A 26,388-nucleotide genomic window follows, 5' to 3' on the forward strand; every position below is an offset into this window, starting at 1 on the left:
CATCAAAGCGATGGGAATAAGAAAGACTCGCTCGGTGTTGGATTTATCTTTATTCGTCAGTTATTCCACGCCGCAGCTTTTCTCTTACTGACATGTTGTGTTTTAACGACCAAGACTGACGAATAGGGTAGGTCACTCCTTGCGGCGTAGAAACTGATTCAAACAGATGAAATGCTGAAATGTGGACGTCTACGCTCGGGCTGTAAAGTGGTAGTGGCAAGGTCGAAGTGGCCTTTCGAACAAGGGTTACGTGAGGTTTATACTCTCTGTTTTCTAGCTCAATTGCCGCTCTACGAGCCGCTTTTCGCGATAATTTGGCGAGTTCGCTGAGTGCTTTTGGTGTATCTGTCGGTGCAGCGAAAAGTATTTTAGGGCCATTCCATAACCCCGTTGTATTTAGTGTTAAAGAAAAGGGTTCGCTAACGAGCTGGTCGAGTTCATACACAAGTGCCTCGTGCTGACGATGATTTATTTCACCTAAAAAGCTTAGCGTAATGTGGAAGTTTGCCGCTGGCACTGCATAAGGTTGTGCAGGCCCTTGACTGTTGATGTGGTCGTTATGCTTATTGGCAAACTTACGGGTTCGAGTTGATTCGCTTTTCACCCATTGGCGAGGCATGACTTCAGGCAATGCCTGTTGGCGCCAGCTGTCTAGAGCAAGCTTTTCTGTGGCGCTAAGGTCTAAACCAATAAAGCTTCGCATAGCTTTCCTCCTTCAAATTTGCCCTTTAGTTTGTACATAAAGTTAACGTGTCACCTGCAAGGTAAAAGCGTTGCCACACGTTCATCAAGACTTAAACTTGTCATAGTGCTACCTACGAATTCCAAACAAGGCGCAAGCGTTATGTCTTTTACCAAGTTTAAAAAATAGCAGTGATGTTCGGGTACATCGTGCAAATCAGGTACACTATACTCATCAACTTATAACACCTTTATGCCCTTTATGTTACAGCCGTTTTCTCATTTACCTGCTTATGAACTTGTTACACCGTTACGCGAGGCGGTTACAGCTAACAACACCATTATAGGGGCGCCGCCGGGCGCGGGAAAGTCCACCGTACTTCCTTTGTCACTGCTGAAATCATCGCTTAAAGGAAAAATATTACTTATGCAGCCACGGCGCGTGGTGGTGAGAAACCTTGCGGACTATTTAGCTAGGCAATTAAATGAAAATGTGGGCGAAACGGTTGGCTATCGCATTAAAGGGGAGTCGAAAACATCGTCTGCCACTCGGCTTGAGATCATAACCGAAGGGGTGCTGACTCGCATGATTCAGCAAGACCCTGAGCTTGATGGAGTAGCCGCTATTGTCTTCGATGAATTTCATGAACGCAGTATTCACAGTGACTTTGGTTTGGCACTAGCGCTTGAAGTACAGTCTGGACTTCGCGATGACTTACGTTTAATTATCATGTCGGCAACCTTGGATATAGGACCACTTCAAACGTTGCTCAATGCGCATAGCGTACAGCCAGTAGTGAACTTGAATACCGAAGGGCGCATGTTTCCCGTTGATATCCGCTACACTCAAGATGTGCAGGCGCATGAGTTAGTACCCAAAACCTGCAATATCATAAAGCAGGCCGTAGGCGAACACGACGGTGATATATTGGTTTTCCTGCCTGGGCGAGGAAGTATTAATGCCGTTGCCAGAGAAATAAAAGGGTTAGCTGAGAGTGCGGACATGGCCGTTCACATGCTCTATGGGGCGCTGAGCAAATCAGCCCAACAAGCCGCTATTATGCCAGACCCGCAAGGCAGGCGAAAAATCATATTATCTACCAATATTGCAGAGACAAGTTTAACCATTGAAGGCGTAACTGTGGTTATTGATAGCCTATGGGAAAACAGTGCGCAGTATCATCCGTCAAGTGACATTACAGCGCTTACCCAGCAGCGCATTTCGCAAGCATCTGCCACTCAAAGAGCAGGACGCGCGGGGCGGGTCATGGCCGGAACCTGCTATCGTTTGTGTAGCAAAAGCAGCTTTGAACGTTTGGCCAAACACAATGCGGCGCAAATTGAAAAAGAAGACTTAAGTAGCTTTTTGCTTGATACCTTAGCCTGGGGCAGTAGCCCAGATACCTTGGCATTGTTGACGAAGCCTACACAAGCGCAGCAGCAGGTCACACAACAAAAGCTTCAGCGGGTTAATGCTATCTCACAATCCAGCATTACTCCCTATGGAAGAGCGCTGGCCCAGTTACCCTGTCAGCCCCATTTAGCCCACTTATTGCTGACCGTTAAACAAGGGATTGATGGACTTAGTGCTGATGACAACGAAGCGCTTCGCCACGCTGCTCCCTTTGTTGTGGCTCTTAGCGAAAGTAATATCAGTGTGGGCGGCACAACAAATGTAATGGAAGCGCTGCTAAACGCCAATAGTAATACGCGCAGTCAGCTTACACAGCAAGCTTCCCGTTATGCGCGCTACGTGCAAGATAATGATGGAAAAGCACAACGCTTAAAGCTTGATATTAACGAACTAGATGAGCAAGCCCTTGGGCTTGGTATCGCCATCGCATTTCCTTTGCAGGTGGGCTATCGGCGCAGTGCGTCAGATAAATCGGCAGAGAGCTCGAATACAACAAACGGTAAGCCTAAGACCAGTATAGTCGAATATAAGCTGGCAAGTGGCAAAGGTGCAGAGCTCACTTCTGCTGGAAGCTCATCTGCTTTTGATGAAAGCGAAAATGGCGATGGGCCATGGCTGGCAGTCATTGACGGGCAGCTGATAAAAAGCACGGTGGCAATACGTTTGGCACAGCCTGTACCTGAACGCGGGTTGCGCTTTGCCTTCCCAGACGCATTCAGCGAAAAGCGCAGCGTTATTCTTAACAGCGATACTGGGGTAATGGAAGCCAGAGTAAGTACGGGCTTTTATGAGATAACGTTAAATAGCACACCGGTTTCTGGGCAGGAAAAAAGTCGTGAAAAAGCATTCTGGGATGATGCGTTATGCAATGCATGGTTTACATACCTTGATGCGCTTCCTCTAGCAAGCTGGCCACTTTCTGATGCAGACTGGCAATGGTGGCGAAGAGTGTCCATGGCAGGAAAGCTCAATTTACCACAAGAAAAAGCCTTCGATGAGCCCGACCCCTGGCCGTTGTCATTAAGCGCCCTGGTGCACCAGGCCAAAGACAGTTTAGCGCCTGTCTTAAAAAACTGTAAAAGCATAAGAAATCTCAAGCAGTTACCGTGGAAAACAGCCTTGAATAATGGTTTGTCTTGGCCTCAGCAAGATGCGTTAGCCACGCTCTTGCCAACTCACGTGACTATTCCAACGGGCAGGGAGGCTAGCCTGGATTACCGCGATAATGGGGATATGGTGCTGTCTGTCAAAATGCCAGAATTGTATTCTCAAAGCACGCCATTAACGGTAGCTGGTGGGCGAGTTACGGTTGTGTGCGAACTGTTGTCGCCAGCAGGAAGGCCATTACAAACCACCAGTGATTTAGCGGCATTTTGGCAAGGCAGTTATAAGGAAATACAAAAAGAAATGAAGGGGCGCTATCCAAAGCATTTTTGGCCAGATGACCCAGCAAATGCATTGCCGACCAGCAAAACAAAAAAGCATATGTAGCGCGCCGATACGGCTATACGAACCATCGTTTTCAGGTGATTTTTGTTTGTTTTAAACAAGAGTAGTATTTATACGCCTTTTTCTTATATGCCAGTTTCGTACACAGTATGTTTTTTACGACAGTGGTCGTACGCGGAAACTTGCGCTAAGTTGAAGTATGTAATCTTACTCTTATTTACGGGTTAAACGACGCAATGAAACTACATTGTATTGCTACTGCTGCTTTTTTGTTTGTTACTTCAATTAACGTACAAGCTCATGATTTTTGGCTAGAACCCACAGCCTATCGCTCTAAAGAGCCGAGTTCGCTGGCATTGCAGTTTAAAGTGGGTCATAAGGAAGATACGTCTCATTGGAACCTTGCATGGGATAGAATAGTCGCGTTGCGCACCTACTCTTTTGACGGTGTGACTGATATGGCTGCCAGTGTTGTACCTAAAACCTCAATGCTGCCGGGCATGGCAAAAACAACCAAGCTCCCATCCGGTACCCACGTCATAGGGTTTGAAAGCTATCACGCCACAAGCACATTAAAAGCGAAGAAGTTTAATCAGTATGCAAGAGAAGAAGGCTTAACTGAGGTGCTGGCGCACCGCGAGGCGAGGGGACAAAACGATATCGCCGGCAAAGAGCTGTACTCTAGAAAGGCGAAAACCATTGTGCAAGTTGGTGACGCGGTAACGAACAACGTATTAAAACCCATTGGCCACACATTGGAAATAGTGCCTCTTGAACATCCTTACAAGCTTGCAGGAAACACGCTATCTGTTCAGGTATTATTTAAAGGTAAGCCTTTGAGTAACGCGCTTATTGATGCGTATTCCTTGGTTGATCACAGCGCTAAAGAGCAAGCGGTTAAAACGGATAGTGAGGGCAAGGCGACATTTAAATTTGACGTCGAAGGACCTGTAATTCTGAATACAGTTTGGGGAGTCCCACTTGCAAATAGCGCGGCCGCAGATTTCGAAACCTATTTTTCAAGCCTAACGTTTGAGTACTTTCAGTCACCAACAAAGTGAGTGGTTTACACCTTGTAGGCCACTGAAAATACCAAACAGTGAATGCGTGCCAGAAATGGCGCAGCATATTTCAAGTTTAAGAAGTCGTCGTTGCAAGGTCTATATTAAGTGCAGCCATCACTTCAAGTCCTGGGAACCCATCAGCAATCATGTTGTTACTAATTTGGTAATTGCGAATGCCTTCACGGGTAGCGGGGCCAATAATGCCGTCAGGCTTACCCACATCAAAGCCCAAATTATTCAGCTTGCTTTGAAGGGCAATAATATCTTTGCGATTGTACGCAGGTAAATCAGGTAACGTGGCTTTAATGCCAGACGCGCCAGCGATGCGGTCGGCCAATACACCCACGGCAATGGCATAAAACTCTGAGTTGTTCCAGCGCATAATAACGCGGAAGTTTTTGTAGGCGATAAAGGCGGGTCCGTTGTGACCAGCTGGCACAATAACATAGGCGGTAGTATCGCCTTCGCCCAATTCAGAACCATCAGCTTTTTTCACGCCTTGGGCGTGCCATTCACTGAGAGATTTTCTATTTTTATAGCCTGACTCTTGATAGTCAAAGTTCTCCGGCAGTTGCACTTCACGACCCCAGCGGAAGCTGCGCTCCCAACCCAAGTTGGCAAGAAAGTTTGCCGCAGAAGACAACGCATCTTCTTCACTTGCCCACAAGTTTATTTGTCCGTCGCCATCGCCATCAATAGCGTAGTGGGTATAGGCCGAAGGCATAAATTGGGTGTGCCCCATGGCACCGGCCCACGAGCCAATCATGTCTTCTTTTTGCAGCTTCTCTCGCTCCATCAATTTCACAGCAACAAGAAACTCTTGGGTGAAGTAGGCGCTTCGTCGCTTATCACAAGCCAAAGTGGCAAGCGAGTCGAGTACCGGCATTTTGCCTTTATAAGAGCCAAAGTTTGTTTCTAGTCCCCAAAAAGCGAGCAGATAATGAGGAGGCACGCCGTATTTTTCACTTAGCTTATGCAAAAGTTTGTCGTGCTTTGCATACATCTCTTTACCTTTTTCGGTACGCCAGTCGGTAACGCGCTTGCTGAAGTACCCTGGAAAGGTTTGTACAAATTCTGGTTGGCTTCGGTCTAGCTCAATCACACGATCTTGGTGAACAAGACGAGGAAACACATCATCGATAGTCTGATGGCTAACCCCTTCCTGCTTGGCTTTATCAGCAAGCGCTGCGGTGCAGCTAGCGAATTGTTCATTGGCTAGCGCTGAATTCATTGTCGCACCCGCGAGAAGCAGCGCCATAGACGTGCAAAGTGACGGTCGAAGAAATGAGGCGTAAGACTTGGCCCCTTTAGGCGAACGAGTAGAGAAAAAAGAAGACTTAAATGAAGCTAAGCGCATAGTACGGTTCCTGTGTTACTTGCCAGCATGCTATCGTATTGTGACCGTGAAACGCGAGTAAAATTCATTTTAGTCCTTCAACATATTAGCGCCATGGGACGTTTCAGAAGTATACAAATTCGGAGTGTGTATATTTGGAAACAGTTGTTGAGAGGCGGCCCGAATGGTAATGTTGATACTATTAAAACTAACGTTTTAAAGGCGTTCGTTAAATCCATATCGCAATATGTGCGATGTCATCCTCAATGATCTTCATGGCGTTTTCACGTGGCAAAAAGACAGACAAAAGACAATCCATCTTCAAAAAGTAAAGCATCAAGCAATGGCAAAGGCTCGGCCAAGCGCTCGTGGTTTTTCAAACTGTTTTGGCGAGTCACTCTTATTGGTTTGGTTGTGCTTGGGGCGTATGCCTTCTACCTTGACGCCCAAATTAAGCATGCGTTCTCTGGAAATAAATGGGAAGTTCCCGCGCAGATCTTCGCCCGTCCGTTGGAAATCAGCAAAGGTGAAGAGATAACGCCCCAAGAAGTCATTGATGAGCTCAATTTGCTGGGCTACCGCAAGGTAACCTTTGCCGACAGTAGCGGTGAATATAGCTATCAAAATAAGGTGCTGACTGTACAGCGTCGCGCGTTTCAGTTTCCTGAAGGTGCAGAGCCGTTGCGCCACTTGATTATAACGTGGGAAGGAGCGCGCATTGGTGAAATTTACGATAAGACTCAGAGTCGACCCTTTGGCTCGGTTAGGCTTGAACCTTGGTTAGTAACGCGTATGACAAGCGGTTCGCAAGAAGACCGCATGCTGGTAACGTTAGACACTATTCCTGAAATGTTGCCTAAAGCGCTAACGCTGGTGGAAGACCGTAATTTTTATAATCACCATGGCGTTGCGCCGCTTTCAATTTTGAGAGCCCTAATGGCAAATATTGCAGCCGGTAGAACGGTTCAAGGTGGCAGCACGCTAACGCAGCAGCTGGTTAAAAACATGTTTTTAACCCGTGAGCGTTCTATTGTGAGAAAGGCAAAAGAAGCCATTATGGCGGTGATCATTGATGCCCGTTACAGCAAATCAGAAATTATTGAAGCGTACTTAAACGAAGTGTTTTTGGGGCAAAATGGCGATATGGCCGTACATGGTTTTGGACTTGCTAGCTATTTCTATTTTGACCGACCAGCTAACGAGCTAAGTACGCCCGAAATAGCCACGTTGGTTGCTATTATTAAAGGCCCATCTTATTACAACCCACGCAAATATGCTGAGCGCACGAAAGAGCGTCGTGATTTAGTGCTGCGCATGCTGTTTGATGAAAATGAAATTAGTCGTCAAGACTACGAACGTTTTGTGAATATGCCGTTAGGGCTCGCCAGTGGGGCGAGCCTAGCAAGCGGTAAACACCCTGCTTTCATGGAGCAGGTTCGTCGGGAACTCAATGAAATTCTGGCTGAGCCTAGCTTAAGAGATTCGGGCGTAAAAGTGTTTACAACACTTGATATCGTAGCCCAGCGCCGCGCTGAAAGTGCATTGTCGGGTACGCTAGACGGTTTGCAAAAAGACAGGAAAGTGCCATTACAGGGCGCAATGGTAGTCACAGATAGTGCAAGTGGTGAAGTACGCGCTATCGTTGGCGGAAAAGACTTTGCGTTCAAAGGCTTTAACCGAGCACTAGACGCAAAACGCCCTATAGGCTCGTTGATTAAACCTGCGGTTTACTTAACCGCACTAGAAGATCCAACACAATTTAACTTGGCAACGCCGCTTAAAGACGAGCCCATTACCCTTGAAAGTCGAAATGGAAAAACCTGGTCCCCGCAAAACTACGATAAAGAGTTCAGAGGGCAGGTACCGTTACTTCAAGGACTTGTCGAGTCTTTAAATATACCAACCGTTAATTTAGGCATGCAGATAGGGCTTGATGCGTTAGCCGATACGATAGAGCGATTAGGGGTGACCACGCCGGTCGACAAAGTACCGTCTTTGACCCTTGGTGCTTTTGAATTGACACCATTTAGTACCAATCAAATGTATCAGACCCTATCAAATGATGGGCGTTATATCCCTCTTCATACGGTGACTTCTGTAGTAACAGCAGATAACGCGCTGCTTTGGAAGAAGGCAGAGTTTTTTGCACAGCGCACCGATGAGGCTGCGACCTATCTGCTCAACTATGCCTTGTACAAGGTAACCACAGAAGGCACAGCGAAGCGCATTGGCTGGAATTTTGGCAATGTGAACATGGCTGGCAAAACAGGCACCACAGATGATTATCGTGATAGCTGGTTTAGTGGCTTCGATAGAAACAATGTGGTCACGGTTTGGGTAGGCAATGACGATAACCAACCGGTTAATTTAACCGGTGCAGGTGGTGCCTTGCCTGTCTTTATAAACTATATGAAATCTCAGTCGCCCAAGTCCTTATCACGGCGTTTCCCCAAAGGCTTAGGCATTGCACACTTTGACGCCAAGACTGGCGCTGTTGTGGTTGCAGGGTGTGCAGGAAGTTTAAGCGTACCGGCTATTTTGGATGTGCTTCCTCCACCTCAACAAGATTGTTCAGGCCGCCCTGTAGACAAAGACAGCGATAAAGATGAAAAAAGCTGGTGGGAACGCATATTCGGATAAAAAAACTCCAGGAAGAAGATAGAAAACACAATCATTTGGCTGGGATACTGTCAGTGCTTTCTATCTCCCTCTGGAGTAAAAGGCCCAGGGAAGGCAAATTTTTTAGCGGTAGTCGGTTAGGTTCCTATGTGTTTTTATTGCGTTTTCAGTGACCTTTCTGAAGGAATAGGCGCGCTGTTGAAAACACCAGCGCACTGACTACAAACGCAATAACCGGACCGAGTACCACCATAAATAGGGTTGCGGCGGTTAACATGTGCATTCTCCTTATGCGTCGTTATCGTCTGAGCTGATAGGCTCAATCGGCGTAATAGTGATGTCAGCAACCAATGCATTTGCTTCTTCTGCTTCTGGCTCAAACGTATGGCTTGCAGTTAACACGTCATAAGTCACGCCCAGGTCCAAGCTCTGCTTTACGTCATGCATGGCGCTTTCAACGATGAAATCTGTATGCGAAACAATGTTGTTCTGAGTGTCGTCAGCGAACGCTGATGCGCCCAATACGCTAGTTGCTAAAGTTAGTGCAGTGAAAGTTTTGCGACCGATAAACATAGTAATCTCCAAAAATTAAGTTAGACACTGCACTTGAACATACTGCGTGGCAGCTATCATGTTGCTAAAGGTTTCGATAATAAGTCGTTATCAATTAACAATTAGTTTATAGCGAGGGATGTGCCAACTCGTTAAAAAGTGGCAAGTGGTTGAATTTATGGTGTTTTATCTTTTTATAAAAAATGAAGGTCAAATTGAGAGATTAAAGAAATGCTAAAATTTAGCGAATTTATTATGGAGGTGGTCAAAATGACTAACGCAAAGTTTTTGACATTCGCGCAGCGACACTGGTGACCATGAGAAAGGTCGAAAATAGGGGCGCAGGTCTATAAAAAAGAGCAGCGCCGCCAATGTAATACCAATCCGCATAGATCATTACCCACTCAGCGAGAGTTAAAATGTTCGTAATCGCGGCGTGTTACCGCAGGTATAGTGGTTCTACATCAAGGTGACACAACAAAGAGTACGGACATTTTAAACTCGCCCTTCGGAAAGGTCTGGCAAGCTTCCTAGCTTCATTCTGGGAATTTGAAAGGGAACAGCCATTCCTGCATTCCCACGCTTTGCTAGGAAACTTGCCAGCGCCTTCTGAGTGGGCAATTATCTATGCGGATTGGTATAAAAAAGAGTGAATAGGTCTAGGACGCTTTACTTCTAAATTGTGAAACCATTGTCACTACTAGCGCAATGATCACACCAGCAGCAATACCAACAACACCATCAGCAAGTATAGACATTACCAGCGATGCGTTAGGGATAAGTGCGGTAAACCAGTCGGTAATAATATGCAAAAAACCAATACTGTGAGTGAGGATGCCACCACCGACTAAAAACATAGCCACAGTACCTACTACCGCAAGGGTCTTCATTAGAGCGGGGGCGGCGACCAATAGCGCTCTGCCAATAAATCGTTGAAGGGTGTTCATTGAACCTGTTAACGACTTGCGAAGCATGTAAAGCCCGACATCGTCCATTTTAACTAGTGCCGCTACCAGCCCATAAACGCCAAGGGTAATGGCTAAGCTTAATGCTACTAGAACACCAATTTGCGTAGTAAGTGTTGCATCGGTCACAGTACCTAATGCAATAACAATGATTTCAGCAGACAGTATGAAGTCGGTGCGTATAGCGCCTTTAATTTTATCTTTCTCAAACGCTACCATATCCACATCTTCGTGGGTAAGTGCTTCTATTCTGGCTTCTCGTGTTTTCTCTTCATCTTCGTGGGGAAGGTATTTGTGCAGCAGTTTTTCTGCACCTTCAAAACATAAATATAACCCGCCTAGTACCAAAAGGACGGTTATAAGTGAGGGAACAAAAGCACTTATGGCCAACGCCGCAGGAACCAATATTGCTTTGTTAATAAGTGAGCCCTTTGCTACTGCCCACACAACAGGTAGCTCTCGGTCGGCTTTAACGCCTTGAACCTGGTCGGCGTTTACCGCTAAATCGTCGCCCAAAACGCCCGCTGTTTTTTGCGCAGCGACTTTCGACATGGTTGCGATGTCGTCCATTAACGTTGCTATATCATCAAGTAGGGCAAGTAAGTTAGCTGCGGCCACGTCGAGTATCCTTTGTTATGTATTACAGTTAGAGTAATCCCCAGTGAATAGCAGCTTAGCGTACTTAAAACATGGGTGATATACAATCAGGAATAAAGCTGATAAATCACAGTTTTTAATGGCGCCGTCGGTGGAAAAAATGTGGTGACAGTTGGTATTCATTTATTTTCAGTAATTGTTTTAGTTCAACCCTTTACTTACCCTTAAACGTAGTGTTCGACGCCTTCCTAGGCGTATCAAATATTGCACGTATTTGTGACAAAATGAATAAAAGTGCTTAGTCTAACGGCAGAGAGTACTGAGTTAACGGCAAGGAAATAGATGCAAATAAACGGTGAGTTAAGCAAAAGTTCAGTATTACCTTATATGGACTGTTGGGAGCAATAAAATGACTGACAGCTCAATTCCATCGCTATCCGTACGCTCATATACAAAGCAAACGTGCCGCCATAAACACAACTACTTTCAGTTAGTGCTGCCCATCAACGGGCATATCTTGATAGAAATCGATAATTTTAGCGGGCGAGTAGGCGTAGGCGAAGGCGTATGCATAGCGCCGAATGAGGTCCATTATTTTAGCGCTAACGAACTGTCAAAATTTATTGTGGCGGACTTGGAGTATGTGCCAGTTAATTTAAATGACAGGTTGCACCCGATATTTCAGGTAACGTCAGCATTACAGGCATTTTTATCGTTTGTAGAGATTCAAATTAGCCAATTTGCTGACCAAGGCCATGAAGAAATATTGGCGCTATTTTTAACCTTGCTAGAAACATCCTTGAAGGGATGTGGTATGGATAAGCGAATGACTCCTGTATTAAGTTATATTCATCGAGATCTTTCTCGAGGCTTCACTCAGGGGGAGTTAGCACAGATAGCCTGCATGGGAACAACGCAATTCAAAATACGTTTTAAAGAGGCCACCGGGCATAGTTTACGAGATTATCTTGTGAAAGTGAGAATGGAAAAGGCCAAAGCACTGTTAAGAAATACGGATACACCAATGTCGAGTATTGCTCAATTGACGGGATATGACGATGTTCCAGCATTCAGTAGACGGTTTAAAGCGTATTTCGGGCAACCCCCTAAGTTTTTCAAAAGAAAGTGACTGTGATAAGGGCTTACCTCACATGTCGGTAAATCGTTGATAGAGACAACTAGTTAATCTCTTCGTCTTTAGGAAGTTTATTGACTCTGGCTTCTATAAAACGTTTGTGGTCGTCCATTTTGGTGCATTCTAAGGTTCCACCAGCAATCCCACTCAATATCGCCAAAGTTTTATTGGTCGTACTGCTACAGTTTACGCGTTTTGAAGGGCGTCGATTTTCATTAGCTTGTATTTGCTGTGTGCTTGGCCCGCTAAGCACAGGACTATTTTTACGCTCTTGAAATGCTTTTGCTGCCTGTTCTGCGTCTTCAGCGACTTTGTCACTGTGATACTTTTCAAAGTAGAGGGCTGCGCCATCTTTTACCGATAGATTCAACGAGCCTGCGCGCCGATTTGCGTCTTTTGATAAAGTGGGCGACGGCAGTGTATTAGTCGGCTTACTTTCAATGGGTACCTGCTGTGTATCGGGCTCAGCATTTTTCTGCTGCTTGGGCGCAGGGCTTTCTACAATTTCATTCTTACTATCAAGTGCTTCAGTCGCTTTGGTTGCGTCAGGCTTCAACTCAATTTCTTGCCTTTTAGGGGAAACATCGATTGGTTTAGTTTCTTGTGGTTTAGCTTGGGCAGGAGGGCGTGGAACGGGGGGGTAGTACAGTCTGGCGCTTATCTCCGGCGTTCGCTCCAAAACATTTACTCGTGCTTTTTGGTTGTTGATGCCCATTTGAGAAAGTATGACCACTACGATGACCCCAAACACATGTGCACAGCCCGAAATTAATAGTGGGCGCCACGCCGTTTTCTTTGCAACGGAATGGTGTTCAATGCTGCGCTCAGGCGCAAAGAAAGATGGGGTGATAGTCGTCATAGTAAACAACAGACCATGGGCCCTATCGAATAGTTCCTTCCTAATTTCATCGCACTTTTTAGTCCTCTCACCTTACCGCAACCTCATACCGCTTCAAAATTGGGCAAATTTTTAACAGTGCACCATTAGTGTGCATTATTTTTGTGCGTTCTTGAAGCGTTTGCTTGTATGTATTTGATTTATTTGGCTAATCATTTGTGGCATGGCTCTTGGTTTATCTTCCCATAGTTGGAAACACGACCATAAATCACAGAATAACCAAAACAAACTGGGAGCAACTCATGAAACTAGTCACAGCGATCATCAAGCCGTTCAAGCTAGATGATGTTCGTGAAGCCATTTCAGAAATCGGTATCGACGGTTTGACCGTGACCGAAGTGAAGGGCTTTGGACGTCAAAAAGGACACACTGAACTTTACCGCGGAGCGGAATATCAGGTGGATTTTCTACCTAAAGTCAAACTGGAAATTGCTGTTCAGGATGATCAAGTAGAGCGCCTGGTAGAAGCCATCGTTGGCGCTGCCAAAACAGGCAAAATTGGAGACGGCAAGGTGTTTGTTTACGACCTTGAACACGCCGTTCGTATTCGAACTGGTGAGTCGGATAGCGACGCGCTGTAAGCCACAACGATATATTTGCGGAGAAAACCATAATGGAAATCACTTTTGAACTTGGGTATGCGCTAGATACCTTTTATTTTCTAATCTGCGGTGCACTGGTTATGTGGATGGCTGCAGGTTTTGCGATGCTTGAAGCTGGTCTTGTTCGAGCGAAAAACACCACAGAAATTCTAACTAAAAACGTGGCGCTATTCGCTATCGCTTGCACTATGTACATGATTTGCGGTTACGGCATTATGTACGGTGGCGGCGACTGGGGTCCATTCCTAAGCGGTATCATGGCTGATGGCGCAACAGGTGTCGCTGAAGAGCCAGCAACATATGCACCTTCTGCTGACTTCTTCTTCCAAGTAGTATTTGTTGCAACAGCAATGTCTATCGTATCTGGTGCGGTAGCTGAGCGTATGAAGCTTTGGGCATTCCTAGCGTTCGCAGTTGTTATGACGGGCTTCATCTACCCAATGGAAGGTGCTTGGACATGGGGCGGCGAAGCAGTATTCGGTATGTATACGCTTGGCGACCTTGGTTTCTCTGACTTTGCAGGTTCAGGTATTGTTCACATGGCTGGTGCAGCTGCTGCTCTTGCTGGTGTTCTTGTGCTTGGTGCTCGTAAGGGTAAATACACCGCTGACGGTAAAGTAAACGCGATTCCAGGTGCAAACTTACCGCTTGCAACTTTAGGTACATTTATCCTGTGGATGGGTTGGTTTGGCTTCAACGGCGGTTCAGTACTGGCTACTGCAACTGTTGAAAGTGCAAACTCAGTAGCGATTGTATTTATGAACACAAATGCTGCAGCTGCTGGTGGTGCAATTGCTGCACTTATCGTAGCACGCATTCTATTCGGTAAAGCTGACCTAACTATGGTACTTAACGGTGCACTAGCCGGTCTTGTGGCTATTACAGCAGAGCCTTCAACACCTACACCATTACAAGCTACTTTGTTCGGCGGCCTTGGTGGTATTTTAGTAGTACTTAGCATCGTTGCACTAGACAAGCTTAAGATTGACGATCCAGTGGGCGCAATTTCAGTTCACGGCGTGGTAGGTCTTCTAGGTCTTATCCTTGTACCTTTCACTAACGATGGTTCAAGCATCTCTGGTCAGCTAATTGGTGCAGCGACTATCTTTGTATGGGTATTCGTAGTGAGCCTAGTGGTATGGCTAGTGATTAAAGCGGTTATGGGTGTACGTGTGAGCGAAGAAGAAGAATTCGACGGCGTAGACATGAGCGAATGTGGTCTGGAAGCATACCCAGACTTCACAAGCAGCCGTTCGTAAGAGAGTCTCGATTAGGCAACGAAACAACAATAACAATAATGCCTTATTACTTCGTTTAAGCCCCGCTAATGCGGGGCTTTTTTCGTTTCATGCAATGTGTTTTAAGCTCATTACTGAGCTTAGGAAAAGAGCCTATGCGTAATGTGACAATAACGCTACACTATGAATCGATATACTGACGCTAGATTTATTATCGGCAACGTTTTAGTAAAAGGACGGTTATGATTGCAAGTGTGCGACTTCTACCTTTGATACTGGCTTTCTTTAGTATCAGCTGTTTGGGCTATGACAGAATAACGGGGCATCCCTTTGCAAGTCGCTCAGAAGTTATTGCAAAGAACGGCATGGCAGCAACAAGCCAACCATTAGCTACGCAAGTGGCGTTGGATATTTTAAAACAAGGCGGCAGTGCGGTTGATGCAGCTATTGCAGCTAACGCCATGTTAGGTTTAGTTGAGCCTACAGGCAGCGGTATTGGCGGCGACCTATTTGCTATTGTGTGGGATGCAAAAGAAGAAAAGCTAGTCGGTTTAAACGCTTCTGGCCGTTCACCCAGACAGTTAACCAAAGCGGTGTTTGCCGAGCGTGGTTTGCATCAAATTCCAAAATTCGGTCCTCTACCTGTTTCTGTCCCTGGCGCTGTAGATGGCTGGTTTGCACTACACGAAAAATTTGGCAAGCTGCCCATGTCTGCGCTGCTTACGCCATCTATCAAATATGCCCGTGAGGGGTTTCCTGTTTCAGAAGTCATTGCCTATTACTGGCAGATGAATCAAGAGCGAATAGGTCATTATGACGGCTTCGCAGAGACTTTTCTTATCGACGGGAAAGTTCCGCAAAAAGGCGATGTTTTTAAAAACCCTGGCTTAGCCGTGACCTATGAAAAGATTGCAACAGGCGGGCGAGATGCTTTTTATAAGGGCGATATCGCACGCACTATCGATGCTTACATGAAGTCTCAAGGCGGCTTTTTGTCATACCAGGATTTGTCATCACATACCTCGGAGTGGGTAGAGCCCGTCTCTGCTAACTATCGCGGGTATGATGTGTGGGAACTTCCGCCCAACGGACAAGGCATAGCGGCACTACAGATTCTCAATGTGCTTGAGCACTATGATATCGAAGGAATGGGGTTTAACTCAGCAGACTACATCCATACCTTTGTTGAAGCCAAGAAGCTCGCCTTCGAAGATCGCGCTAAGTTCTATGCGGATCCAGACTTCAACGATATTCCAGTCGACTGGCTAATTTCGAAAGAGTATGCCGCTAAGCGCCAGAAGCTCATAGATAATGAACGCGCAGCGAATCGCGTTGATGCGGGTATTTATGAAGGGGATACCATTTATCTGACCGTTGCTGATAAAGAGGGCAATATGGTGTCCTTAATTCAAAGTAACTACCGCGGAATGGGCTCAGGCATGACACCTCCAGGGCTAGGTTTTATTCTTCAAAATAGAGGTGAGATGTTTACCCTTGAAGAAGGGCACTTTAACGAATATCGCCCGGGAAAGCGTCCATTTCACACCATTATCCCGGCTTTTGTAACAAGAAACGGTAAGCCGGTGATGAGCTTTGGCGTGATGGGCGGTGGGACTCAGCCTCAAATGCATGCGCAAATTATTGTAAACATTCTCGACTTCGGAATGAATTTGCAGGAAGCGGGGGATGCTCCACGCATACTGCACAGTGGGTCGAGTAGCCCAACGGGCGCGTTGATGACTGATGGTGGCTATGTGAGCTTAGAATCGGGGTTCAGTGAAACCGTTCAGCGAGAACTCATGGAGCGGGGGCATAAGCTTCAACGCGTGGTAGGCGCGTTCGGTGGCTATCAGGCCATCGCTTGGGACGAGCAGAAAGGTGTCTATTTTGGCGCTTCAGAAACGCGAAAAGATGGACAAGCCGCGGGCTATTAAGCACACTAGTGTAGATAATAGGCGGCGGAGTTAATTTGTTCCCCCGTTTGCTGCTTCGCTTTAAAGGGTTTCAAAGTTTGAAGCAGCCGCTACACTTTACGATAAGGTTCGCACAACAAAGCGCGGCGAATGATCGCCAGCAGCGAAACGTCAGAACAAGGCGTTAATAACAACAAGAGCGGCAATGACACAACCACAAAAAGGCCTCTGCGCTGAGCCAAATTTACATGCACAGTATTTACTACTGAACGTCATTGATGACGATAGCCAAGCCGTACGCGCCAAACTATCTCGCGTGCTGGATATATTCGAGCATTTTGAGAATGAGCACTACGAAGCCATGGTAACCGGCGTTGTCGCTATTGGCACCGGTTACTGGGCTGAGGTATACCCCGGTTTGATACCTGTTGAGCTTGCCCCTTTTCCTGATATGCAGTGTGATGATAGAAGTGCCCCCACCATGCCTTGCGATCTCTTCATTCAAATTCGCGCTGATAGGCTGGATATTTGCCATGCGGTTGGCATTGAAGTGATGGATTTGTTGCGTATTCATGTAGAACTGGTAGAGCAAATAAGAGGGTTTAGGTACTTAGATGGCCGTGACCTCAATGGTTTTCTCTATGGCGCAGATAATCCACGTGGAATGAAGCGGAGACAAGTCGGCATTATTGGCGAAGATGACCCTGATTTTAGCGGTGGCAGCTATGTTCACATACAACGCTATCGCCACGATTTAAGGCGCTGGAATAGTCTTTCAAGCCGTCAGCAAGAACAAGTGATGGGCACCACGCAAGAACACAATTTGGTAAGTAGCGAACAGTCTGAATCTTCGCATTGTGTTAGGGCAAGCACTGTTGCGCCCGATGGCGACGAACCAAGGCTAATTAAGCAAGGCATGCCATACGGTGATATGGCCTCCCAAGGTTTATTCTTTGTAAGCTGTAGTGCCAGTGCGCGGCCATTTAAACAGATGCTCCACAGCCAAATATACGGCAACGGTGAAGGCGATTATGACAGATGGCTGGACTTTACCAGTGCTGGAACAGGTGCTGCGTTTTTCGCGCCATCCATTAATTTTATTCGCCAGCAGGCTAAGTTATCTGAGTCCTAAATTTAACCGTCGCTTATGGCCATTGGGATTAGTAGACTAGCGCACCATCCCAATCTTCCTTAAAATCGACGCTTCTGTAAATTCGACAAACATCTATGTGATGATGCGCTAGCGAATCGTTTGGGCTCATAGCGACAGCGGTCTCAAAAAAAGAAATGGCCTCGTCCCACTGCTGATTTATACGGCATGCGATACCTGCGGCAATCTTGGTCTGAACCGCCAATTTCTTTTCCTGCTCACTCTCTGAAAGGTGGCTTAACACCTCGTATATTTCAATTGGCGCTTTTCGTCCTTTCACTCTTACCCAGTCAAGCAAGCGGGTTTTAATTGGGAAGCCAGACCCTATGGTCTGAAGAACTTGGGCACTAACGATAATATCCGCCTCGTATTTGGGGGTTAAAGCTTCTAAGCGGGAAGCAATGTTTACGCTATCGCCAATGACGGTGGTATCCATTCTATCTTCTGAACCTACCGTACCCATAATAACAGGCCCAAAGTGAATACCTATTCCCATATTAATTGGTTCGTAGTTACTGTTCTTTCTATGGCCGTTATATATTGTCAGGGCTTTGCGTAAGTCGAGCGCAGCATTAACCGCATCCATAGCTTTTTGTTGTGAAGATCCTTCGCGATGGTCGAACAGCGCCATAATGGCGTCGCCCATGAACTTATCAATAAAACCGTGGTTTTGATGAATAGGATCGTTCATTCTGGTGAAATAAGAATTAAGAAAGTTCATCAACTCTTGTGGCGTAATACGTTCAGAAAAACCGGTAAAGCCTCTGATATCGCAAAACATAATCGCAACGTCGTTTTCAGCCGCATAGCCAAGACCCAGCGCGTCTACGTCAGAATTCGACATGTGCTCCACAAACTGCTTTGGAATGAATTTTTGAAAGGTTTGTGTAAGCCTTTGGGCCTCATCGGCTGCTGTGTGAAAGTGCGTTTCATCGTCGTTTTTTGCGACAGTGGTGGAGACATGACGCCGACGTTTAAATTGGCTAGCTCTGTATGCAAACCGACGGCTGCGCCTTACGTGCAAAATTGTGATAGCGACACTGTAGAGAAAAAGCGCGCAAATAGCGCCAAACTGCCAATCCATTGATAACACCACACCTATAAACTGCTTTTAAATGAAGGCTAATAATCTAGCCCGCGAGGAATTCAAGCGTTACGTATGAGAGAAGCAATGAAGAAGAGGCACTAACACGCCACGGTGGGCGTATTAGTGCAAAAATTACCAGAAAGGAATTAACTTAAAGCGTTGAGAACACTTTATCTGCTGCAGCAAGGGTTTGCTCAATGACTGCAGCGTCATGCGCTTTAGAAACAAAGCCCGCTTCATAAGATGCAGGTGCTAAGTAAACGCCTTGCTCTAGCATACCGTGATAGAACTTGTTGAATTGCTCGGTATTACAGTTAATTGCTTGCTTGTAGTTCGTGACTTTCTCTACGTCAGTAAAGAATATCCCAAACATACTGCCGGCAATATTAGTAGTTAGACTAATATTGTGTTTGTCAGCAAGGGCTTGGAAACCATCAACTAGCGTTTGCGTATTTTCGAAAATTGAATCGTAAAGTCCAGGCTGCTTTATTTGCGTTAAAGCAGCAAGACCTGCAGCCATTGCTACCGGGTTACCAGAAAGCGTACCCGCTTGGTAAATTGGCCCTGTCGGTGCTATGTGAGTAATAATGTCACGACGACCACCAAAACAGCCCACTGGCATGCCGCCGCCAATGACTTTACCCAAGCAAGTCAGGTCTGGTTTGATGTTATAACGCTCTTGCGCCCCGCCGCGAGATACGCGGAAGCCTGTCATTACTTCATCAAAAATCAATACGCTGCCATATTGGTCACAAATAGCGCGAAGTCCTTCAAGGAAGCCTTCCACAGGAGGGATACAGTTCATGTTTCCTGCGACAGGTTCAACGATAACGCACGCAATATCATCGCCATGGGCTTCGAATATTTCTTTTACGCTGTCTAGGTTGTTGTATTCAACGGTAAGCGTATGCTCAGCAACATTTGCTGGAACACCTGGTGAACTTGGTACACCAAGGGTTAGCGCCCCTGAGCCCGCTTTCACTAGCAGAGAGTCGGCGTGCCCGTGATAGCAGCCTTCAAACTTAACAATTTTGTTTCTGCTCGTGTAGCCGCGAGCCAGGCGAATAGCTGACATAGTGGCCTCTGTACCAGAGTTCACCATGCGTACCATTTCCATAGATGGAACCAGTTCGCTAACCAACTCAGCCATGATCACTTCAGCTTCGGTAGGTGCACCGAAAGATAGGCCGTTATACGACGCTTCAATAACCGCTTCGCGAATTTGGGCGTTATTGTGACCTAGAACCATAGGGCCCCAAGACTGAATATAGTCAATATATTGCTTACCATCCGCATCCCACATGTAAGCGCCATCAGCTTTCGTGATGAAGCGAGGTGTACCGCCTACCGCTTTAAAAGCGCGAACGGGTGAATTTACGCCACCAGGAATGGTTTTTTGGGCGCGGGTAAATAGGGCTTCAGATTTTTGCATGTAATTACTTACTCTTATTGCTGTACCAAACAACGTCACGCTCGTACTTAGTGAGAAGGTTTTCTACACCCAGAGTAAGCGCAAACAATGCCATTCTGACAAGTACACCATTATCGGTTTGTCTAAAAATGGCGAGGTTTGGATTGAGGTTTAGATCGTTATCTAATTCGTTGGCTTCCATACGTGAATCTCGTGGAAGTGGATGCATGATAACGGTCTTCGACTGAAAGTGTTTTGTGTAAATCGACTGATTAAGGCGGAACTTACCTCGGTATTTGTTGGCTTCTTCCTGAGAAGGAAAGCGCTCTTCCTGAATGCGTGTTTGATAGCATATGTCCGCATCCATATTCCCTTCAAGGGTATCGGTAATCGTAAGCTGGTGCCCCGCATTTTCGATGGCGTCTATGATGGGCTGAGGCATGGCCAGCTCTTTTGGCGAAATGAGCGTAAAGCGAATGTTTTTAAACAAACATAACAAGCGAGATAAAGAGTGTACTGTTCGGCCGTAGCGCAAATCACCAATCATGGCGATGTGTAAGCCGTCAATGCCGTGGCCATTGTATTCCAGTTCACGTTTAATCGTGAACAAGTCCAACAGTGCTTGGGTTGGGTGTTCGTTTGCACCATCACCACCGTTGATAACAGGTACACGACTACCTTCGGCAAATTCTGCCACTGAACCCGCCGCAGGATGTCGCATTGCAATAATGTCGGAATAGCCGCTCAGCACACGGGCTGTGTCGTACAATGACTCACCTTTAGCCAGCGCAGAGCTCGACATGCCGGTGGTTTCTCTAACTTCACCACCTAAAAGGTTGAATGCGGTACCAAAGCTAACTCGCGTACGGGTACTTGGCTCAAAGAAAAGGTTACCGAGAATGGCGCCATCTAGCACGGTTGTGCGCTTTTGTCGTTTGGCATAGGGTTGCATGGAATTGGCAACTGAGAACACTTTCTCAATGGCCTCGCGATCGAATTGATTAACCGAAAGAATGTGGTTACCGGTAAAGTCAGACATGCGCTTCTCAATCATCAACGAAAACGGCGCTAGTTTATAATACCGCTGGGGTTAAGTCATTAGCGCAACGTTAATCTTGCCTTACGTTTTTCTCAGTTTGGCGTTTTATTGAAAAGGGCTTTCCAAAAATCAAAATGCAAGTGTGCATGTGCGCATATGTCGGCTAATTGTGTTGCTGAGTATAGTGGGTAAAGAGTAAAAGGATCTTTTCAGCCGCGCTATTTACGTGGGCTGTAATCGCTTCGTCTTGAAGCGGAGACTGTATGCCGCACAGCATCATGGTGTGATATTCCCCCTTAAGCAGGGCGCAATAGTCAACTGCCAGCTGTTGGGCGATATCACGGCTTAAGCTACCTTCTCCGAACTTCTCTATGACATCACTCAATGTAGATAGGGAAGCTTCGGGGCCAGCCTGATAAAAAAGTGTTGCCACATGAGGGCTATTTACCGCTTCAGCTATAATTACTCGAAAGATAGCAATGGCTTCAGGATCTTGTAATAGTCGCACAAACTGACAGCCAACTTTTCGTAAACATTCTAATAGTGAGAGTGAGCCTGAAGTGGCGTCGATAAGTTGCTGGGTGTCGAGTTGGTATGATCTGCATTTCGATGAGATTGCCGCTTTAAAGAGAGCATCTTTTCCTTCGAAATGAGAATAGACCGTTTGTTTAGACACACCAGAGGCTTTAGCCACAGTGTCCATAGATGTGTTGGCAAAGCCCTCTTTTAAGAACAGGCAAGACGCTGCATGCAATATAAGATGGTATTTCTCTTCGCTCTTAGGTCGGCCTTGCTTTCGAGTGGTAGCCACGTTCGTTCTCACTGTATTAACGAATATTTAAATATCAAACTGGACGGTCTAGTATTTATATACTAGCATAGCACAATAAGTATGCAAATATAGCCCAGAGCAAACGCTAAACTGGTTAAAGGAAATGTTATGACTGCTGCAACGACGCCTTCTAAAAGTGGCAAACTCTCACTTATTATCGCTATTGCCGTTTTTACTGCAGCGTTGGTCATTCTTTTGATGACAGCAGGGCTTGGCAATGCGACACAAACGCCAGAGGCAAGAGTTCCCGTTGCAGTGTCCACTGGAACAGTCAAAATTCAATCGGGCTTTGAAACTCCAATCAATGTTTTTGGGCTTATCGAATCCCCACGGGCCACTTCGCTTTCATTCGATATGGCAGGGCAAGTCAATACATTACTTGTTGAAGAGGGCGATGTAGTAAGCAAGGGAGATGTTCTAGCCCGTCAAGATATTCAGCGTCTCAATGCCAGAAAACGTGAGCTTCAAGCCTCACTTGAGCGTGCGAACGCCGACCTTGAACTTGCTAGAGTAAACAGCGAAAGAACCACGTCGTTGGTTGAGAAAAAGCTAGAATCAGCGCAGCGACTAGACGAAACTAAGGCAAGTCTCAATGTCGCTAAGGCCCAAGTTAGTGAAATGCAGGCCGCCCTTGAATCACTGAATGTAGAAATAGAAAAAACGACCCTTATTTCTCCCTTCGATGGCGTAGTCAATCGACGATTTTTTGATGAAGGCAGTGTAGTTAGCGCTGGAACCCCCGTGTTTGGAATTACGGGCATAGAGAATTATCAGGCACGTTTCGCGGTACCTGCCGATGTTGTGGATCAGTTTGACCTTAATGAGCCGGTGCTGGTTAGCGTCGGGGATATTGATGTGGCGGGTACTGTTACACAGCGCTTACCTGTTCGCAACGTGCAAACGCGAACCATTGATATTTTAGTGACATTAAATAGTAATGAGCGGGTACGCCCCGGTGACATGGCTATTTTGTCTGGCTTTCGTTCTCACTCTGAGACAGGAAGTTGGCTGCCGGTTAACGCGCTAAGCAACGGCTTGCGCGGTTTGTGGCGCGTATTTGTTTTATCAAACGAGCAAAACGCCACCCTTGAAGCCCGTGTAGTGGAAGTTGTATATACCGACGGAAACAACGCGTTTGTGCGCGGAGCGCTTAAAGGTGGAGAGGTTTACGTAAGCGAAGGTACACACAAACTCGCACCTGGCCAGATGGTATCAATCCCTAGTCAACATCAAGCTGGGGCACGCTAATGAAGTCCTTTAACTTCGGCTCAGATAAATCTTATCCATGGTATACCTTATTTTACCGACGAGGGCATTTACTCATACTAAGTCTTCTGGTGCTAGTCACAGCAGGGTTGTCAGCATTAGGCTCTCTGCCGCGTATTGAGGACCCGCGAATAGATACGCGAAACGCACTGATCATCACTCAATACCCAGGCGCGTCGGCGGAACGGGTAGAGGCTTTGGTTAGTGATGTGCTTGAAGACAGGCTTAGAGAAATATTTGAAATAAAGGAAGTGAAGTCCACGTCGCGTGCTGGTATCTCCATTATTCTCATAGAGACGCAAGACTGGATAAATAATTCAAGTAACGAACAACTATTCAGTGAAATTCGCGATGCCATTGGCGCTGCCGCTGAGTCATTCCCTGAAGGTGCAATGGCGCCAGTTTTCGATGAAAAGCGCGGCGCGACAGCGTTCACTTTATTGCTATCTGTGCGAGCAGACCACTTTGAAAATACCCCTATTACACTCACCGCGCGTTTAGCTCAAGAACTTACAGACAGGCTGCGAAACGTTAACGGCACTGAGCTAGTGCGTGTATACGGCGCACCGCAGGAAGAGATTAGCGTCAATATCGACCCTATTAAGCTTGCCGCAACGGGTCTTACCTTACAGCAAGTAAGCAATTTAATAAGCCGCGCCGACCCCAAATTACCTGCGGGTATGCTTAACTCCCAGCAAAGTAATTTGCGCTTTACCGTGGGAGAGGGCTTAAATGGCGTGAACATGATTGCTTCAATTCCCTTAGTTAACGAGCAAGGTCGCTACTTACGGGTAGAAGACGTCGCTACAGTGGAGCGCAGTTTTACTACCCCTCGCAACGAAGTGGCATTTCTAAATGGTGAAGAGTCTATCTTTGTGGCAGCGCGTATGCAGCCGTCACTGCGTTCTGATGTATGGACAGAAAATGCATTAGCAGTAGTGGAGCAGTTCAATAAAGACTTCAGCGGAACCTTAACCGCTACCGTCGCATTTGAGCAAAACGAATATACCGCTACTCGACTTGCTGACTTATCGATGAACCTGCTTATGGGGTGCGCCGTGGTCATGATGGTTATTCTACTTTTCATGGGGTTTCGTGCTGCGTGGATTGTGGGCCTGGCACTTCCCTTATGCGCCGCTTTTGCCTTGTTCTCTTTAAGTTTTTACGACGAGCAAATTCACCAAATGTCTATCTTTGGCATGATCATCGCCATTGGTTTACTTATCGATAATGCCATTGTTATTACCGATGAAATTCGCATTAATTTACAAGATCCTAATTTAACGCGAGTAGGTGCTATGGCCAAAAGCGTTTCACATCTTTTTGTACCGCTTTTGGCTTCAACGCTGACGACCATTTTAGGCTTTATGCCCATCTTTCTTTTAGACGGAAACATCGGTGACTTTGTTGGCCCGATTGCCATTAGCGTGGTGATGGCACTTATTGGCTCGCTGTTTATTTCTCTTACTATCATTGCAGCCCTCGCTGCCCGATTTTTGCCAAAGCACGACAATAGTTCGCAACATGAAACAGCATCGAAGGCGTGGTGGAAAGTGGGATTACAAGCGCCAGAGCTCAGTCTCGCTTTTAAAAAGCAATTGGGTAGATGGGTTAAACAGCCAATTTTGGTGTTACCGGTTATTGCTTTGCTTTGTTTATCTGGCTTTGTACTGTCTAAAAGCTTAGCCAATGTGTTTTTCCCAAGTGCAGATAGAGACCAGTTCGAAGTGTACCTGTGGACCAAAGAAGGGAGCAGTATCGACAACACAACGAGCTATGTTAAAAAAATAGATAGTGCTATTCGCAGTGAGCAAGGCGTGAAACAAGTTAGTTGGTTAGTCGGGGGCTCTGCGCCGTCGGTGTACTACAACCAGATGATGACGCGTGACAACATGCCCTATTTCGCAAATGCTGTGGTGTCGACAGATACAGTGGATGACGCCGTTGCGCTAGTGGGCAAACTACAACAAGAGCTTGATAGCGCGTATCCGGAAGTACAAATTGTAGTGCGAGCCTTTGGGCAGGGTCCGCCTATTGCGGCGCCTGTTGAGGTAGAGATTTTCGGCCCTGATCTGAATGTGTTGAATGACCTAGGCGACAAAGTACGCATGTTAATGTCTGAAGTCGACGGCATTTCTCAGTCTATAACCAGCGTTTCAATGGGAGAACCCGAGCTTAAAATAAACGCGGACAGCGATAACCTGTCTTACTTGGGGCTTACGCTTTCCGAGCTTGCCAATCAAATGCAGATAAACTTTTCAGGTATTACCGGTGGTTCTGTTTTGGAAAGCACAGAAGAAATTCCTGTACGCGTAAGGCTAGACGAGGCGTATAGACAAAATGTAACGGGCGTAGACGCCATGCCAATTCCGGTTGCAGGAGACAATGCTATTTCTTGGTCGCCACTTGCTGCTGTAACAAACTTAACGCTTCAGCCTGCAACCAGCAGTATTACGCGCCTTGATGGCGAAAGGTTAAATCGTATTCAGGCGTTTTTGCTTCCTGGTGTCCCGGCCATTGATGCAAGTAACCATTTGCGAGATCTGCTCGAAAGCCGATTAATTCTTCCCGAAGGATATCGTATTCATTTAGCGGGAGACGCTGATGAACAGCAGCAAGCATTAGGTAAATTAGCGACCTATGCGCCGGTGCTGTTGGTTCTTATGGTAACAACGCTCATTCTGACTTTTACCAGCTTGCGCATGGCGGGTGTAATCGGATTAGTGGCAATACTTTCTGTAGGGCTGGGTATGTTCAGTCTTTGGATATCTGGATTGCCGGTTGGGTTTAATCCGCTGCTAGGTTGTGCAGGCCTTATTGGCGTAGCAATCAACGGATCGATAGTGGTCATTGCCGCTATCAACGCGAACCCCAAAGCAAAGCAGGGAGACACGAAAGCCATTGTTGAAGAAACCATGAGCTGTAGCCGCCATATTTTATCGACTACTTTCACAACGGTAGGTGGATTGATTCCTTTGCTATTGTTCAGTGAAGGTAGCTTTTGGCCGCCGTTGGCCGTGGTGCTGGCTGGTGGAGTAGGATTCTCGGTAATCTTGTCGTTAGTCTTTACGCCAACTTTAGTGGCTGCTTTTCAACGATACCGTTATAGAAATCACACATTGGCATAATTTTACGGTTAA

Annotated in this window: 19 protein-coding genes; 10 read left to right on the plus strand and 9 right to left on the minus strand. The window is 46.4% G+C overall.

Annotation, left to right across the window (positions count from 1 at the left end; genetic code table 11):
• Positions 1-49: 49 nt before the first annotated feature.
• The gene (gene thpR / locus KUL49_RS16035; RefSeq protein ID WP_131137930.1) at positions 50-703 is read right to left on the minus strand and encodes an RNA 2',3'-cyclic phosphodiesterase; all 654 of its coding nucleotides are present in this window, start codon (positions 701-703) and stop codon (positions 50-52) included.
• Between the two features lie 231 nt (positions 704-934).
• On the opposite strand from thpR, the gene hrpB reads away from it, so the two are divergent.
• Entirely contained in the window at positions 935-3,586 is a 2,652-nt protein-coding gene (gene hrpB / locus KUL49_RS16040; RefSeq protein WP_131137931.1) for an ATP-dependent helicase HrpB, read from the plus strand.
• Positions 3,587-3,780: 194 nt separating this feature from the next.
• Positions 3,781-4,605 carry a DUF4198 domain-containing protein gene (locus KUL49_RS16045; RefSeq protein WP_131137932.1) on the plus strand — a complete coding sequence of 275 codons (825 nt, stop codon included), beginning with the start codon at positions 3,781-3,783 and terminating at the stop codon, positions 4,603-4,605.
• A gap of 76 nt (positions 4,606-4,681) precedes the next feature.
• On the opposite strand, the gene KUL49_RS16050 is transcribed toward KUL49_RS16045, so the two are convergent.
• Positions 4,682-5,965 carry a lytic murein transglycosylase gene (locus tag KUL49_RS16050; RefSeq protein WP_131137933.1) on the minus strand — a complete coding sequence of 428 codons (1,284 nt, stop codon included), beginning with the start codon at positions 5,963-5,965 and terminating at the stop codon, positions 4,682-4,684.
• A 267-nt stretch (positions 5,966-6,232) separates the two neighbouring features.
• On the opposite strand from KUL49_RS16050, the gene mrcB reads away from it, so the two are divergent.
• Positions 6,233-8,584 (plus strand): penicillin-binding protein 1B, encoded by a 2,352-nt coding sequence (gene mrcB, locus KUL49_RS16055; protein WP_131137934.1) that lies wholly within the window; start codon positions 6,233-6,235, stop codon positions 8,582-8,584.
• 267 nt (positions 8,585-8,851) lie between these two features.
• Here mrcB and KUL49_RS16060 read toward each other — a convergent pair whose 3' ends face one another.
• Both KUL49_RS16060 and KUL49_RS16065 read right to left on the minus strand, forming a co-directional pair.
• On the minus strand, positions 8,852-9,136 hold the full coding sequence (locus tag KUL49_RS16060) for a hypothetical protein (protein WP_131137935.1): 285 nt from the start codon (positions 9,134-9,136) through the stop codon (positions 8,852-8,854).
• A 638-nt stretch (positions 9,137-9,774) separates the two neighbouring features.
• Positions 9,775-10,698: a DUF808 domain-containing protein gene (locus tag KUL49_RS16065; protein ID WP_131137936.1), complete on the minus strand. Its 924-nt coding sequence runs from the start codon at positions 10,696-10,698 to the stop codon at positions 9,775-9,777.
• 388 nt (positions 10,699-11,086) lie between these two features.
• On the opposite strand from KUL49_RS16065, the gene KUL49_RS16070 reads away from it, so the two are divergent.
• Positions 11,087-11,806, plus strand: a complete 720-nt coding sequence (locus KUL49_RS16070; RefSeq protein WP_131137937.1) for an AraC family transcriptional regulator — start codon at positions 11,087-11,089, stop codon at positions 11,804-11,806.
• Positions 11,807-11,855: 49 nt separating this feature from the next.
• On the opposite strand, the gene KUL49_RS16075 is transcribed toward KUL49_RS16070, so the two are convergent.
• Entirely contained in the window at positions 11,856-12,671 is an 816-nt protein-coding gene (locus KUL49_RS16075; protein WP_131137938.1) for a hypothetical protein, read from the minus strand.
• Between the two features lie 281 nt (positions 12,672-12,952).
• On the opposite strand from KUL49_RS16075, the gene glnK reads away from it, so the two are divergent.
• From glnK to KUL49_RS16095, 4 genes are all read left to right on the plus strand, one after another.
• The gene (glnK, locus tag KUL49_RS16080; RefSeq protein WP_012516988.1) at positions 12,953-13,291 is read left to right on the plus strand and encodes a P-II family nitrogen regulator; all 339 of its coding nucleotides are present in this window, start codon (positions 12,953-12,955) and stop codon (positions 13,289-13,291) included.
• A 32-nt stretch (positions 13,292-13,323) separates the two neighbouring features.
• Positions 13,324-14,571, plus strand: a complete 1,248-nt coding sequence (locus KUL49_RS16085; protein ID WP_014948004.1) for an ammonium transporter — start codon at positions 13,324-13,326, stop codon at positions 14,569-14,571.
• A gap of 221 nt (positions 14,572-14,792) precedes the next feature.
• On the plus strand, positions 14,793-16,484 hold the full coding sequence (gene ggt, locus KUL49_RS16090; RefSeq protein ID WP_131137939.1) for a gamma-glutamyltransferase: 1,692 nt from the start codon (positions 14,793-14,795) through the stop codon (positions 16,482-16,484).
• A gap of 184 nt (positions 16,485-16,668) precedes the next feature.
• On the plus strand, positions 16,669-17,595 hold the full coding sequence (locus tag KUL49_RS16095) for a Dyp-type peroxidase (RefSeq protein ID WP_131137940.1): 927 nt from the start codon (positions 16,669-16,671) through the stop codon (positions 17,593-17,595).
• 28 nt (positions 17,596-17,623) lie between these two features.
• On the opposite strand, the gene KUL49_RS16100 is transcribed toward KUL49_RS16095, so the two are convergent.
• The 4 genes from KUL49_RS16100 to KUL49_RS16115 all read right to left on the minus strand — a co-directional run bounded on the left by KUL49_RS16100 (position 17,624) and on the right by KUL49_RS16115 (position 21,961).
• Complete coding sequence (locus tag KUL49_RS16100) at positions 17,624-18,697, minus strand: adenylate/guanylate cyclase domain-containing protein (protein WP_131137941.1); 1,074 nt, start codon at positions 18,695-18,697, stop codon at positions 17,624-17,626.
• Between the two features lie 154 nt (positions 18,698-18,851).
• Entirely contained in the window at positions 18,852-20,132 is a 1,281-nt protein-coding gene (gene hemL, locus KUL49_RS16105; RefSeq protein ID WP_131137942.1) for a glutamate-1-semialdehyde 2,1-aminomutase, read from the minus strand.
• Between the two features lie 4 nt (positions 20,133-20,136).
• Positions 20,137-21,150, minus strand: coding sequence for an aspartate carbamoyltransferase (locus KUL49_RS16110; RefSeq protein WP_014948009.1), 1,014 nt, complete (start codon positions 21,148-21,150; stop codon positions 20,137-20,139).
• Positions 21,151-21,313: 163 nt separating this feature from the next.
• Positions 21,314-21,961: a TetR/AcrR family transcriptional regulator gene (locus KUL49_RS16115; RefSeq protein WP_014975467.1), complete on the minus strand. Its 648-nt coding sequence runs from the start codon at positions 21,959-21,961 to the stop codon at positions 21,314-21,316.
• 129 nt (positions 21,962-22,090) lie between these two features.
• On the opposite strand from KUL49_RS16115, the gene KUL49_RS16120 reads away from it, so the two are divergent.
• Both KUL49_RS16120 and KUL49_RS16125 read left to right on the plus strand, forming a co-directional pair.
• Positions 22,091-23,230, plus strand: a complete 1,140-nt coding sequence (locus KUL49_RS16120) for an efflux RND transporter periplasmic adaptor subunit (RefSeq protein ID WP_131137943.1) — start codon at positions 22,091-22,093, stop codon at positions 23,228-23,230.
• Positions 23,230-26,376, plus strand: coding sequence for an efflux RND transporter permease subunit (locus KUL49_RS16125; protein WP_131137944.1), 3,147 nt, complete (start codon positions 23,230-23,232; stop codon positions 26,374-26,376). The genes KUL49_RS16120 and KUL49_RS16125 overlap by 1 nt, the downstream gene beginning before the upstream one ends.
• Positions 26,377-26,388 lie beyond the last annotated feature (12 nt).

The organism is Alteromonas sp. KUL17 (genome assembly GCF_006538305.1).
Taxonomy (GTDB): Bacteria; Pseudomonadota; Gammaproteobacteria; order Enterobacterales; family Alteromonadaceae; genus Alteromonas; species Alteromonas macleodii.

What these genes read in the sequence shown, in the direction of transcription:
- thpR (WP_131137930.1), bottom strand. Translation starts at nt 703, where the DNA reads ATGCGAAGCTTTATTGGTTTAGACCTTAGCGCCACAGAAAAGCTTGCT.
- hrpB (WP_131137931.1), top strand. Translation starts at nt 935, where the DNA reads ATGCCCTTTATGTTACAGCCGTTTTCTCATTTACCTGCTTATGAACTT.
- KUL49_RS16045 (WP_131137932.1), top strand. Translation starts at nt 3,781, where the DNA reads ATGAAACTACATTGTATTGCTACTGCTGCTTTTTTGTTTGTTACTTCA.
- KUL49_RS16050 (WP_131137933.1), bottom strand. Translation starts at nt 5,965, where the DNA reads ATGCGCTTAGCTTCATTTAAGTCTTCTTTTTTCTCTACTCGTTCGCCT.
- KUL49_RS16060 (WP_131137935.1), bottom strand. Translation starts at nt 9,136, where the DNA reads ATGTTTATCGGTCGCAAAACTTTCACTGCACTAACTTTAGCAACTAGC.
- KUL49_RS16070 (WP_131137937.1), top strand. Translation starts at nt 11,087, where the DNA reads ATGACTGACAGCTCAATTCCATCGCTATCCGTACGCTCATATACAAAG.
- KUL49_RS16075 (WP_131137938.1), bottom strand. Translation starts at nt 12,671, where the DNA reads ATGACGACTATCACCCCATCTTTCTTTGCGCCTGAGCGCAGCATTGAA.
- glnK (WP_012516988.1), top strand. Translation starts at nt 12,953, where the DNA reads ATGAAACTAGTCACAGCGATCATCAAGCCGTTCAAGCTAGATGATGTT.
- KUL49_RS16085 (WP_014948004.1), top strand. Translation starts at nt 13,324, where the DNA reads ATGGAAATCACTTTTGAACTTGGGTATGCGCTAGATACCTTTTATTTT.
- ggt (WP_131137939.1), top strand. Translation starts at nt 14,793, where the DNA reads ATGATTGCAAGTGTGCGACTTCTACCTTTGATACTGGCTTTCTTTAGT.
- KUL49_RS16095 (WP_131137940.1), top strand. Translation starts at nt 16,669, where the DNA reads ATGACACAACCACAAAAAGGCCTCTGCGCTGAGCCAAATTTACATGCA.
- KUL49_RS16100 (WP_131137941.1), bottom strand. Translation starts at nt 18,697, where the DNA reads ATGGATTGGCAGTTTGGCGCTATTTGCGCGCTTTTTCTCTACAGTGTC.
- hemL (WP_131137942.1), bottom strand. Translation starts at nt 20,132, where the DNA reads ATGCAAAAATCTGAAGCCCTATTTACCCGCGCCCAAAAAACCATTCCT.
- KUL49_RS16110 (WP_014948009.1), bottom strand. Translation starts at nt 21,150, where the DNA reads ATGTCTGACTTTACCGGTAACCACATTCTTTCGGTTAATCAATTCGAT.
- KUL49_RS16120 (WP_131137943.1), top strand. Translation starts at nt 22,091, where the DNA reads ATGACTGCTGCAACGACGCCTTCTAAAAGTGGCAAACTCTCACTTATT.
- KUL49_RS16125 (WP_131137944.1), top strand. Translation starts at nt 23,230, where the DNA reads ATGAAGTCCTTTAACTTCGGCTCAGATAAATCTTATCCATGGTATACC.